The 12,292-nt window shown below is 69.2% G+C and carries 11 protein-coding genes and 1 riboswitch; of the genes, 5 read left to right on the plus strand and 6 right to left on the minus strand.

What is annotated here, in order from left to right; translation table 11 throughout:
• The first annotated feature begins 18 nt into the window (after positions 1 to 18).
• Positions 19 to 1,209: a citrate synthase gene (locus ACWDRW_RS14380; RefSeq protein ID WP_451723095.1), complete on the plus strand. Its 1,191-nt coding sequence runs from the start codon at positions 19 to 21 to the stop codon at positions 1,207 to 1,209.
• On the opposite strand, the gene ACWDRW_RS14385 is transcribed toward ACWDRW_RS14380, so the two are convergent.
• From ACWDRW_RS14385 to ACWDRW_RS14405, 5 genes are all read right to left on the minus strand, one after another.
• On the minus strand, positions 1,206 to 1,790 hold the full coding sequence (locus ACWDRW_RS14385) for a DUF6082 family protein (protein WP_451723096.1): 585 nt from the start codon (positions 1,788 to 1,790) through the stop codon (positions 1,206 to 1,208). The two genes, ACWDRW_RS14380 and ACWDRW_RS14385, sit on opposite strands and share 4 nt — an antisense overlap.
• A gap of 205 nt (positions 1,791 to 1,995) precedes the next feature.
• Positions 1,996 to 2,232, minus strand: coding sequence for a hypothetical protein (locus ACWDRW_RS14390; protein ID WP_451723098.1), 237 nt, complete (start codon positions 2,230 to 2,232; stop codon positions 1,996 to 1,998).
• 97 nt (positions 2,233 to 2,329) lie between these two features.
• Positions 2,330 to 2,878, minus strand: coding sequence for a DUF6082 family protein (locus ACWDRW_RS14395; protein WP_451723100.1), 549 nt, complete (start codon positions 2,876 to 2,878; stop codon positions 2,330 to 2,332).
• Positions 2,879 to 3,097: 219 nt separating this feature from the next.
• Entirely contained in the window at positions 3,098 to 3,334 is a 237-nt protein-coding gene (locus tag ACWDRW_RS14400; protein ID WP_451723101.1) for a hypothetical protein, read from the minus strand.
• A gap of 260 nt (positions 3,335 to 3,594) precedes the next feature.
• Positions 3,595 to 4,116 carry a DUF6082 family protein gene (locus tag ACWDRW_RS14405; protein ID WP_451723103.1) on the minus strand — a complete coding sequence of 174 codons (522 nt, stop codon included), beginning with the start codon at positions 4,114 to 4,116 and terminating at the stop codon, positions 3,595 to 3,597.
• Positions 4,117 to 4,439: 323 nt separating this feature from the next.
• On the opposite strand from ACWDRW_RS14405, the gene ACWDRW_RS14410 reads away from it, so the two are divergent.
• On the plus strand, positions 4,440 to 5,486 hold the full coding sequence (locus ACWDRW_RS14410) for a CobW family GTP-binding protein (protein WP_451723105.1): 1,047 nt from the start codon (positions 4,440 to 4,442) through the stop codon (positions 5,484 to 5,486).
• On the opposite strand, the gene ACWDRW_RS14415 is transcribed toward ACWDRW_RS14410, so the two are convergent.
• A complete protein-coding gene (locus ACWDRW_RS14415; protein WP_451723107.1) occupies positions 5,483 to 7,939 on the minus strand; it encodes a DNA gyrase/topoisomerase IV subunit A in 2,457 nt (818 codons plus the stop codon). The two genes, ACWDRW_RS14410 and ACWDRW_RS14415, sit on opposite strands and share 4 nt — an antisense overlap.
• Before the next feature lie 284 nt (positions 7,940 to 8,223).
• Between ACWDRW_RS14415 and ACWDRW_RS14420 the strand changes: the two genes are divergently transcribed.
• From ACWDRW_RS14420 to ACWDRW_RS14430, 3 genes are all read left to right on the plus strand, one after another.
• Positions 8,224 to 9,615 carry a M16 family metallopeptidase gene (locus ACWDRW_RS14420; protein ID WP_451723109.1) on the plus strand — a complete coding sequence of 464 codons (1,392 nt, stop codon included), beginning with the start codon at positions 8,224 to 8,226 and terminating at the stop codon, positions 9,613 to 9,615.
• Positions 9,612 to 11,000: a M16 family metallopeptidase gene (locus ACWDRW_RS14425; protein WP_451723110.1), complete on the plus strand. Its 1,389-nt coding sequence runs from the start codon at positions 9,612 to 9,614 to the stop codon at positions 10,998 to 11,000. Before ACWDRW_RS14420 ends, ACWDRW_RS14425 begins: the two co-directional genes overlap by 4 nt.
• Before the next feature lie 214 nt (positions 11,001 to 11,214).
• Positions 11,215 to 11,376: riboswitch (cyclic di-AMP (ydaO/yuaA leader) on the plus strand.
• Positions 11,377 to 11,389: 13 nt separating this feature from the next.
• On the plus strand, positions 11,390 to 12,154 hold the full coding sequence (locus tag ACWDRW_RS14430; protein ID WP_451723112.1) for a M23 family metallopeptidase: 765 nt from the start codon (positions 11,390 to 11,392) through the stop codon (positions 12,152 to 12,154).
• The last annotated feature ends 138 nt before the right edge of the window (positions 12,155 to 12,292 follow it).

Consider the following 12,292-nt stretch of genomic DNA (forward strand, 5'->3'; position numbering starts at 1 on the left):
AAGTTCAGGGAGGAAATCATGTCCGTCAACAGGTCGGTCACCCCTCTTGTCGAGGCGCCGCGAGGGCTCGCCGGTGTCGTCGTCACCGACACCGCCATCGGTGACGTCCGAGGGCTCGATGGCTTCTACCACTACCGCCAGTACTCCGCCGTCGAACTGGCGCGGACCCGCGGCTTCGAGGACGTCTGGCATCTCCTGGTGCACGGGGAGTTGCCGGACGCCGAACAGGCCGCCGCGTTCGCCGCCGGGACGGCCGCGCTGCGGTGCCTCCCTGATGAAGTACGGGCGGTTCTGCCCGCCATCGCCGCGGGGAGCGGGAGCGCGGGGGGCTCGGGGCCGCTGGCCGGCATGCGGACCGCGCTGTCGCTGCTCGGCGCGGTGCGGGGCTTCCGGCCGGTGTACGACATCGGCGCGGACGAACGCCGCCGGGACGCGCTGGAGGCGGTGGCCGCCGTGCCGACGCTGCTCACCGCGCTGTACCGGCTGGGGCAGGGCCTTGAGCCGGTGGAGCCGCGGAACGACCTGTCGTATGCGGCGAACTACCTGTACATGCTGACGGGTTCGGAGCCGGATCCGGTACGGGCCAGGGCCGTCGAGCAATACTTGATCTCAACCATTGATCACGGATTCAATGCGTCAACGTTCACGGCACGGGTCATCACGTCGACCGGAGCGGACGTCGCGGCCTGTCTGGTGGGAGCGGTGGGCGCGCTGTCCGGTCCCCTGCACGGAGGCGCTCCCAGCCGGGCGCTGGACACCCTGGACGCGATCGGTACGCCCGACCGCATCGACCCGTGGATCCGTGAACGTGTCCTCGCCGGTGACCGCATCATGGGCTTCGGCCACGCCGTCTACCGCACCGAGGACCCCCGCTCCCGGATGCTCCGCGAGATCGCCCAGGGCTTCGGCGGCCCCCGCGTGGAGTTCGCGGTGGAGGTCGAACGCCAGGTGGAGTCGATCCTCGCCGAACTGAAGCCGGGCCGCGAACTCCACACGAATGTCGAGTTCTACGCCGGAGTGGTCATGGAACTCTGCGGCCTCCCCCGAGAGATGTTCACCCCGACCTTCGCGGCGGGCCGCGCGGTCGGTTGGAGCGCCAACATCCTGGAACAGGCGGAAGACCACAAGATCATCCGCCCGGCGGCGCGGTATGTGGGGCCACGCGCTCCTCGTCCCGTGCCGGGGTCGGCCCGGGAAGTTGCTGACTAGACGTCTGGGGGCCTGGGCGAGGGGCCTGTCCGATTGGCCTCAGTTATGGCCGTCTCGAAGATTCGGAACAGCCGCCCTTCGGCGCTTTCGGGTGGTAACAGGGATTTGGCGGCACGGGACGCGGACCAGTAGCGATTGAAGGCCGGGCTGCGGACCAGGTTCCGTGCGTGCACGAGCATTTCCTCATCGGTCAGGCCACCCCATCTGTAGGCAAGCAAATAATGACCGAATGTGAGATTGGCGAACAGATGCTGGCGCAGTTCCTCCTCCGAGACGCCCGGATAGTCGTTCCAGACCTGGGCCAGAGCGGGATGCTCCATCTGCATCTGGGTCAACTGCACGTGCAAAGCGCGCAGATCCGCTTCCGCGCTTCTGCGGAGTTCGTTGCGGGAAGCGGTCAACTCCGCACGTTGCAGCGACAGCTCTTGGCGCTGCATTCTGATTTCGTTTTGCTGGAGCAGAAGGGTTACCACCAGGAGAATGAGAGCCATGCCGGAGAAAACTGCACTGACTCCTCCGAAATATCCACCTAAGACACTTCGTTGGGTGGCGGTTTCCCTGCTCTCGTTGGTTTCCTCCACAGCCGCGATCAGCCAGTCGCTGACAACTAAGGAAGCTGAGGCAACGAGAGCGAGGGCCGTAACGCTTGTAGCAAGCCAGACGGCAGTCCGCTTGGCTGTTTGGCGCGAAGGAACGCGAGCCACGTCGACTTCCCTCCCCGAAGAGGGGAAAGCTCTACCCGTGAAGGCTGCAACGGAAACGTGCGCGACGTCCTGGGGCGCTGGGCTACATGTCGGGGATCTCAGCCTTGGCGCGGATCAGCGTCTCACGGCTGATCACGACGATGCGCTCGTAGTCCGCCCGGCTCGCACCGGGGGGCAGCTCATCTGTCAGTGCGGCTGTGGCCTCTGTGCCGATCACGGCGAAATTGCCATCGCTCAATTCGAAGATGTCGGGGCACGTTTCACCTGACAGGCTGCCGCGCTCGCGCGGGGACGCACCAATACGGCGAACGATCTTCAAGGAAGTACTCCTCGTAGGTGGTCAAGGCGCACAGACTATAGACCCGTTGTGAGTGCGGAATCCCTCGAACCCAATCGCTCCCTTCACACAACCGGCCCTAGTCATGGGGGGCTTCTCCCACCACCCACCACTCCTCCGTGCCGGCTTCGTCCAAGTCGCGAAGCAGGCGGTCCACCATGTGGCCAACTCGGGCCTCGGTCGAGGAATCCGCCAGGCTGGCCCGATGAGGTCGGGTGGCTTCCCAGTACTCGCGGAAGATGGGGTTCTGGCACACCACCCGAAGATGACCATGCAGTTCTTCGAGACTGACGGTGCCGATTCGGTAAGCGAGAAGCGCGTTGGTGTAGATGGCGTTGGCGAAGAGGTACTGGCGGCGTTTGAGTGGTGTCACATCGTCAACGGTGCTGAGGACCGCGGCAAGGTCTGGGTCGTCAATGGCCTTGCTCAACAGGGAGAATTGGAGTTGTTGCTGTTGGACCAGTTGCAGGTGGCGGCTCCCGGCTCGTTCCAACTGCTCGATCCGCCAACGTAGTTCGTCGAGCCTGCGCTGTCGTCTGCTCACCATCGCGAGCGCGCCCGTTGTGAGGGCCAGCGCCGCTGTGATCGTGTAGCCGAACTGGCTCTTGCCAAGGTTCCGTGCGGGCATGCCAACCCTTGCGTCGGGCACCCGTCCACCGGTCGCCGGGTGCGAGTCGACAGGGAGCGTACCGGTCCGGAACGCCCCATTGTCCACCGTCGCACGGGCGACCTCCGGTGCTGGGCCCGGGCGGTGGACAGCGCCGACCGGGCAAGCCGAGAGTGGGGAGAAACGCCGCCTGGCTCGGCACCGAGGACATCGGCGCCGAGCCAGTGAGGAGCTGTGGCCCTACGCGTCGGGAATGTCGTGCTTGGCGCGTAGCAAGGTCTCGCGGCTGATCACGACGATGCGCTCGTAGTCCGCACGCGCTGCGTCGGGCGGCAGTTCGCCGTCGAGAGCGGCTGTGGCCTCCGTGCCGATCACGGCGAAGTTGCCATCGCTCAATTCGAAGATGTCGGGGCACGTCTGCCCAGTACCGCTGCCGCGCTCCCGGGGTGAAGCGCCGACTCGACGCACGATCTTCAAATCCGTTCCTTGGTGGGTCGAGGGACGGGCCGACACGCGCCCCGGACGCCCCGCGGGCTGATGACCTCTCTAGCGTCCAGCGAAGCTCGTGTAAGCCCACGGATGCTCATGAGTGGCCGCGGGCCCTTTTGGGGTTCAGCAGCCCTACGCAGCACGATGGGGGAGCCTGTAAGGGATGTTTACCGAGCGCAGGCTGAGCGTAGATTAACCGCTCGGGGGCCGATGCGCTGCGCCCACACGCGGAGTTGAGGGGTGGCTGATCACTTGGAGGGCGGCTGCCCCACCACCCACCACTCCTCATGCTCCTCGTTGGCGCGCTCCTGGCTCACCCGATCCATTTCCTGGACGAGATCATCCATCATCCGGCCGAGCTCAGCCTCCTCCGATGAGTCCGCGAGGCTCTGTCGATGGTGGCGAGTGTCCGCCCAGTACTCCCGGAACAACTTGTTCCTGCACATCACTCGAAGGTGCCCGTAGAGCTCTGTGAGGCTCCACGCCCCTATGCGGTGGTAATAGAGGGCGTTGACGTACAGCGCGTTGGCGAACAGGTACTGGCGTTGCCTCTCCGGAGGGATGTCGTCCTCGAATGTGTCCAGCACTGCGGCCAGGGCGGGGTCATCCATGGCCTTGCAGAGCAGATCGAAATGGAGCCGATGCTGTTCGGTCAGCACTGCCCTCCTGTGGTTGCGCAAGCCCGGCGCCGCGATGGAACGGGCAACGGCTGCACACCCTGATGCCGCAGCCGAGACGATCCTCCGTACGCCAGAACTCTGTGTGGCCATGTCAACCCCCGAATCAGGCGGCCGTCCGCCGGTCGTCGGGGTGCGGGTCGACTGTAGGGGACCGGCGAGCGGTGGGCGGCGCTTGCCGTCTCCCAGGGTGCCGAGCGGCTCTGATCGGCGGGGAGGCGGAGAGGAGGCGCACGGAGGGAAGCGAGGGTCGCACAGTCCGACGCCATGCCCAACGTCTGCCCCGCAAGTGCTGCTAACAATCGTTCACTTCGCGCGGTTTCTTGCGGCTCGTATCCTGGACCGGCATTCATTCTCCGTACCCACGCCGCGACGCGAGCCGGTGCACGCGTCGGCGGAAGAGAGGTCGCTCGTCCGTGCAGAGCCGCAACCCCCAGCAGATCCCGGTCGTCGTTCTCGCCGGCTTCCTCGGCTCCGGCAAGACCACGCTCCTCAACCACCTCCTCCACCGCAGCGGAGGCAGCCGAATCGGAGCGATCGTCAACGACTTCGGGGCCATCGAGATCGACGCGATGGCGGTGGCCGGCGCGCTCGGCGACTCCACCGTGTCGCTCGGGAACGGATGCCTGTGCTGTGCCGTCGACGCCAGTGAGCTCGATGTCTACCTGGAACGGCTCGCACGGCCCGCCGCGGGCATCGACGTCATCGTCATCGAGGCCAGCGGGCTCGCCGAGCCGCAGGAACTCGTGCGCATGGTGCTGGCCAGCGAGCATCCCGGCATCGTCTACGGCGGGCTCGTCGAGGTCGTCGACGCCGCCGAGTTCGACGGCACCCGCGCCCGGCACCCGGAGATCGACCGGCATCTCGCCCTCGCCGACCTCGTCGTCGTCAACAAGACCGACCGGGCCGACGAGCCGGGGCGAGTCCTCTCCCTGGTGCGTGAGCTCGCCGGGCGCGCCGCCGTCGTGCCCGCCACCTACGGCCGCGTCGACCCCGCGTTCCTCTTCGACTGCCGGCCCGGCGAGGAGCGGATCGGGCAGCTCTCCTTCGACGATCTGCATCGGCACCGCGACCATGACACGCATCTGCACACCGCCTACGACAGCGCTTCCTTCGTCTCCGGGCGGCCCCTCGATCCCCGGCGGCTCATGAGCTTCCTCGACAGCCGCCCCGACGGGCTCTACCGGATCAAGGGGTACGTCGACTTCGGGCCCTACGACACCCGGAACCGGTACTCCGTGCACGCCGTCGGGCGGTTCCTGCGGTTCTATCCCGAGCCCTGGGCGGCGGCCGAGGAGCGGCTCAGCCTGCTCGTCCTCATCGGTACCGGGATCGACGCGCCCGCCCTCGTCAAGGAACTCCAGGCGTGCGAGAGCGACGCCCCGCACACCGACGAGCACGGCATGTGGGGCGTCCTGCGCTACGTACAGGGCTCCGAGGAGGAGCCCTGCGATCCGGCCTAGACCGGGCCCGCCACCACCGACACCGTCTTCGGCAGGGAAACGCCCGAGCCGTCCCGGCGCGGGTCCATCTCCGGCAGGTCGGCCGGCATGCCGTTCTTCTGCGCCGCCTTCGCCGGGGCGGGGCCCGCCCACGCCAGGGACAGACAGTCCTCGCCCTTCAGGAACCGCTGGCAGCGGACCCCGCCGGTGGCGCGGCCCTTGCGCGGGTACTGGTCGAAGGGGGTCAGCTTGGCCGTCGTCTGTACGGAGTCGTCGAGGGTGCCGCGGGAGCCCGCGACCGTGAAGACCACCGCGTCTGCCGCCGGATCCACCGCGGTGAAGGAGATCACCTTCGCGCCGTCCGTCAGCTTGATGCCCGCCATACCGCCCGCCGGCCGGCCCTGGGGGCGCACCTGCGCGGCCTGGTAGCGCAGCAACTGGGCGTCGTCGGTGATGAAGACCAGGTCCTCCTCGCCCGTGCGCAGCTCCACCGCGCCGACGATCCGGTCGCCCTCCTTGAGGGTGATGACCTCCAACTCCTCCTTGTTCGACGGGTAGTCGGGCACCACGCGCTTGACCACGCCCTGCTCGGTGCCGATCGCCAGGCCCGGCGAGGACTCGTCGAGCGTCGTCAGGCAGATCAGCGTCTCGTCATTCTGGAGGGAGACGAACTCCGACAGCGGCGCGCCGCCCGCGAGGTTCGGCCGCGACGCCGTCTCGGGCAGCGTCGGCAGGTCGACGACGTTGATCCGCAGCAGCCGGCCCGAGGAGGTCACCGCGCCCACCTCGCCGCGCGCCGTGGCCGGCACCGCCGAGACGATCACGTCGTGCTTGGAGCGCTTGGCGTCCTCGTCCTCCGCGAAGGGGTCGCCGTTCGCCGTACGGGCCAGCAGGCCCGTGGAGGACAGCAGCACCCGGCACGGGTCGTCCGCCACCTGGAGCGGCACCGTCGCCGCCGGGGCGCCCGCCGACTCCAGCAGGACGGTGCGCCGCTCGGTGCCGAACTTCTTGGCCACCGAGGCCAGTTCGGCGGAGACCAGCTTGCGCAGCTCCGCGTCCGACTCCAGGATCCGGGTCAGCTCGGCGATCTCCTCGTTGAGCCGGTCCTTCTCCGCCTCCAGCTCGATGCGGTCGTACTTGGTGAGCCGGCGCAGCGGGGTGTCCAGGATGTACTGCGTCTGGACCTCCGACAGCGAGAAGCGCTCCATCAGGCGCTCCTTGGCCTGCGCGCTGTTCTCGCTGGAGCGGATCAGCCGGATGACCTCGTCGATGTCGACGAGGGCGGTCAGCAGGCCCTCCACCAGGTGCAGCCGGTCGCGCCGCTTGGTACGGCGGAACTCGCTGCGGCGCCGGACGACCTCGAAGCGGTGGTCGAGGTAGACCTCCAGCAGCTCCTTCAGGCCCAGGGTGAGGGGCTGGCCGTCGACCAGGGCGACGTTGTTGATGCCGAAGGACTCCTCCATCGGCGTCAGCTTGTACAGCTGCTCCAGGACCGCCTCCGGCACGAAGCCGTTCTTGATCTCGATGACCAGGCGCAGGCCGTGCGCGCGGTCGGTGAGGTCCTTGACGTCGGCGATGCCCTGGAGCTTCTTCGAGCCGACCAGGTCCTTGATCTTGGCGATGACCTTCTCGGGGCCGACCGTGAAGGGCAGCTCGGTGACGACCAGGCCCTTGCGGCGCGCCGTCACGTTCTCCACGGCCACGGTGGCGCGGATCTTGAAGGTTCCGCGGCCCGTCTCGTAGGCGTCCCGGATGCCGGTCAGGCCGACGATCCGGCCGCCGGTGGGCAGGTCGGGGCCCGGGACGTGGCGCATCAGGGCGTCCAGGTCCGCGTTCGGGTGGCGGATCAGGTGACGGGCGGCCGCGATGACCTCGGAGAGGTTGTGCGGCGGCATGTTGGTGGCCATGCCGACCGCGATCCCGGAGGCGCCGTTGACCAGGAGGTTCGGGAACGCGGCGGGCAGCGCCACCGGCTCCTGCTCCTGGCCGTCGTAGTTGGGGGCGAAGTCGACCGTGTCCTCGTCGATCGACTCCGTCATCAGGCTCGTCGCCTGCGCCTGCCGGCACTCGGTGTACCGCATGGCGGCCGGCGGGTCGTCGTTGCCCAGCGAGCCGAAGTTGCCGTGGCCGTCGACCAGCGGCACCCGCATCGAGAAGGGCTGGGCCATGCGCACCAGCGCGTCGTAGATCGACGCGTCGCCGTGCGGGTGCAACTTACCCATGACCTCGCCGACCACGCGCGCGCACTTCACATAGCCGCGGTCGGGGCGCAGGCCCATCTCGTTCATCTGGTAGACGATGCGGCGGTGCACCGGCTTGAGGCCGTCACGGGCGTCCGGCAGGGCGCGGGAGTAGATGACCGAGTACGCGTACTCGAGGAAGGAGCCCTGCATCTCGTCGACGACGTCGATGTCGAGGATCTTCTCCTCGTACGAGTCGTCGGGCGGCGGGGTCTTCGTGCTGCGGCGGGCCATCGCTGCCTGGGCTCCTTGCTAGACGCGTGAACTGGATCTGACGCGGACCATTGTGGACCGCGGCACTGACAACCCGGACCAGGACCCGGTGTCGGCCCTCCGGCCCGGCGCGGAGGGGCTCCTCCGCTCACGGCTGCCCGCAGGCTACGCGATCCGCCGCCGGCATCAGCCCTCGGCGTACGCGGCCCGGGAACTTCGCCGAGCCCTCGCACGCTTGCATACAGTGGCAGGACCGGCAGGAAAACCGCGGTTTCCAGACCGCGTCCGCGATCGGAAGGACGTACATGCCCATGGGTCACACGGCCACAACCCAGGCAGGCTCCGGCGGCCTGACAGCGACCGAGCACCGCCTGGCCAACGGCCTGCGCGTGGTGCTGTCCGAGGACCACCTGACCCCGGTCGCGGCGGTGTGCCTCTGGTACGACGTCGGCTCCCGCCACGAGGTCAAGGGGCGTACCGGCCTTGCTCACCTTTTCGAGCACCTGATGTTCCAGGGCTCCGGTCAGGTCAAGGGCAACGGCCACTTCGAGCTGGTGCAGGGCGCCGGTGGCTCGCTGAACGGCACCACCAGTTTCGAGCGCACCAACTACTTCGAGACCATGCCCGCCCACCAGCTGGAGCTCGCCCTCTGGCTGGAGGCCGACCGCATGGGCTCGCTGCTGGCAGCCCTGGACGACGAGTCGATGGAGAACCAGCGCGACGTCGTCAAGAACGAGCGCCGCCAGCGCTACGACAACGTCCCCTACGGCACGGCCTTCGAGAAGCTCACCGCCCTCGCCTACCCGGAGGGCCACCCCTACCACCACACGCCGATCGGCTCCATGGCCGACCTGGACGCGGCCACCCTCGAGGACGCGCGGGCGTTCTTCCGTACGTACTACGCCCCGAACAACGCCGTGCTGTCGGTCGTCGGCGACATCGACCCGGAGCAGACGCTCGCCTGGGTCGAGAAGTACTTCGGCTCCATCCCCGCCCACGACGGCAAGCCCACCCCGCGCGACGGCTCGCTGCCCGAGATCATCGGCGAGCAACTGCGCGAGGTCGTCGAGGAGGAGGTTCCCGCGCGGGCGTTGATGGCCGCCTACCGCCTCCCGGAGGACGGCACGCGCGCGTGCGACGCGGTCGACCTGGCCCTGACCGTCCTCGGCGGCGGCGAGTCCTCCCGCCTCTACAACCGTCTCGTACGCCGCGACCGCACGGCCGTCGCCGCCGGGTTCGGCCTGCTGCGGCTGGCCGGAGCCCCCTCCCTGGGCTGGCTGGACGTGAAGACCTCCGGTGACGTCGAGGTCCCGGTGATCGAGGCCGCCATCGACGAGGAGCTCGCCCGGTTCGCCGCGGAGGGCCCGACGGCCGAGGAAATGGAGCGCGCCCAGGCCCAGTTGGAGCGCGAGTGGCTGGACCGACTCGGCACCGTCGCGGGCCGCGCCGACGAACTGTGCCGCTACGCCGTCCTGTTCGGCGACCCCCAGCTCGCCCTCACCGCCGTCGGGCGCGTGCTGGAGGTGACGGCCGAGGAGGTCCAGGAGGTCGCCAAGGCCCGGCTGCGCCCCGACAACCGCGCGGTGCTGGTCTACGAGCCGACGGTCCCCACGGAAACCGTCGAGGAACCCACCGAGGACCTCGAGTCCCAGGCCACCGTGGAAGCAAGCGACAAGAACGAGGAGACGGCCAAGTGACCGAGCTCGCCCCGATGGAGTTCCACCCCCAGCCGCAGGCGGGCGAGCCGAAGGTCTGGGCCTTCCCGGCGCCCACGCGCGGGACCCTCGACAACGGCCTGACCGTGCTGCGCTGCCACCGCCCCGGACAGCAGGTCGTCGCCGTCGAGGTGCTCCTGGACGCCCCCCTGGACGCCGAACCGGCCGGCCTCGACGGCGTCGCCACGATCATGGCGCGCGCCTTCTCCGAGGGCACCGACAAGCACACCGCCGAGGAGTTCGCCGCCGAACTGGAGCGCTGCGGCGCCACCCTCGACGCGCACGCCGACCACCCCGGCGTACGCCTCTCCCTCGAAGTGCCGGTCTCCCGCCTGCCGAAGGCGCTCGGCCTGCTCGCCGACGCCCTCAGAGCGCCCGCGTTCGCCGACAGCGAGGTCGAGCGGCTGGTCCGCAACCGCCTGGACGAGATCCCGCACGAGCTGGCCAACCCCTCCCGGCGCGCCGCCAAGGAGCTGTCCAAGCAGCTCTTCCCGGCCACCTCGCGCATGTCGCGCCCGCGTCAGGGCACCGAGGAGACCGTCACCGCCATCGACTCCCCGGCCGTACGCGCCTTCTACGAGCGGCACGTGCGCCCCGCCACGGCCACCGCCGTGATCGTCGGCGACCTCACCGGAGTCGACCTCGACGCGCTGCTCGCCGACACCCTGGGCTCCTGGACCGGCTCCCCGGCCGAGCCGCGGCCCGTGCCCCCGGTCACCGCCGACGACACCGGCCGCGTCGTCATCGTGGACCGCCCCGGCGCCGTCCAGACGCAGCTGCTGATCGGCCGCGTCGGCTCCGACCGGCACGACCGCGTCTGGCCCGCCCAGGTCCTCGGCACGTACTGCCTCGGCGGCACCCTCACCTCCCGCCTGGACCGCGTCCTGCGCGAGGAGAAGGGCTACACCTACGGCGTGCGGTCCTTCGGGCAGGTCCTGCGCTCCGCCCCGGACGGCACCGGCGCCTCGATGCTCGCCATCAGCGGTTCCGTCGACACCCCCAACACCGGTCCCGCCCTCCAGGACCTGTGGACGGTGCTGCGCACCCTCGCCGAGGGCGGGCTCACCGACGCCGAGCGGGACGTCGCCGTACAGAACCTCGTCGGGGTGGCGCCGCTGAAGTACGAGACGGCCGCCGCCGTGGCCGGCACCCTGGCCGACCAGGTGGAGCAGCATCTGCCCGACGACTACCAGGCCACGCTGTACCGCCAGCTGGCCGCGACCGGCACGGTGGAGGCCACCGCGGCGGTCGTGAACGCCTTCCCGGTGGACCGTCTGGTGACGGTTCTGGTCGGGGACGCAGCACAGATCAAGGAGGCCGTCGAGGCCCTCGGGATCGGTGAAGTCACCGTCGTGACGGCCGAGTAGACACACCCTCGGTTGTGAACGCGCTGAGACGCGCGTGTGGGGCCCTGGTGACGGAAGCGTCACCAGGGCCCCTTTATGTCCGAATTGGGGGAGAGGTTGCCTGTCTGACCTGTGGCATGCGCTACAAAAGCCGTGATCCGTTTGGGGATTGAAAGTTGCCCCGTTTAGCGTCATCCGGGCTGTCCGTCAGGCAGTGCGCCGCGACCGCGGCACCGGACAGTCATCGCCGAGTCCCCGTACGGCGCGAGCCAGGGGAGCCGGGGACCCACCGTAGTCCCTGGGGTGAATCGGACGCCCGCGCAGAGCGAGGGGGTCCGTAGGAGACCTTCCTGCTCCGAACCCGTCAGCTAACCCGGTAGGCGAGAAGGAAGGAAAGGACCAGCCACTTCATGGCGTTCACCCGCGCCACCGGGAAGCATCGTCGTCCCAGCCGGATGCAGCGCACCACCGCCCGCGCGGCGGGCGTCGCGGCGCTCGCCACCACCGGCGTCGTCGGCACCCTCGCCGCCCCGGCCCTCGCCGCCGAGGCGTCCCCCGAGCAGACCGGCATCACCCCCGTCATCACCATCGGCGACTCGATCGCCGACGAGATCGACGCCCAGGCCGCCGCCCAGCAGCAGGCCGCCGAGGAGGCCGCGGCGAAGAAGAAGGCCGAGGAGGCCGCCCGCAAGCGCGCCGCCGAGGCCGCCAAGGAGGCCCGCGAGGCCAAGGAGCGCGCCGCCCGCGAGGCCGAGCGCAAGCGCCTGAACACCTTCGTCTCGCCGATCTCCGGCTCCTACGTCTCCACCGGCTACAAGGCCGGCGGCGCCGTCTGGTCCTCCGGCAGCCACACCGGCGTCGACTTCCACGCCGCCAGCGGCACCTCCGTCGTCTCGGTCGGCACGGGCACGGTCGTCGAGGCCGGCTGGGGCGGGGCGTACGGCAACCAGATCGTCATCAAGATGCACGACGGCACGTACACCCAGTACGGCCACCTGTCCTCCATCGGTGTCTCGGTGGGCCAGACCGTCACCCCGGGCCAGCAGATCGGCCTCTCCGGGGCGACGGGCAACGTCACCGGGGCGCACCTGCACTTCGAGGCCCGCACGACCATGGAGTACGGCTCGGACATCGACCCCGTCGCCTACCTCCGCTCGCACGGCGTGAACGTCTGACCGCACCCGCGACCGCATCCCGGAACCCCGGCTCCCCGAGCCGGGGTTTTCGGCGTTTTTGGGCCCCCGCTGACCAAAAAATATCCATGGATTCCGGCCCGCCTTCGGAAATTCGGAGTCGTTGGAATAGAGTCGCTG

This window comes from Streptomyces sp. NPDC003635, from assembly GCF_053587635.1.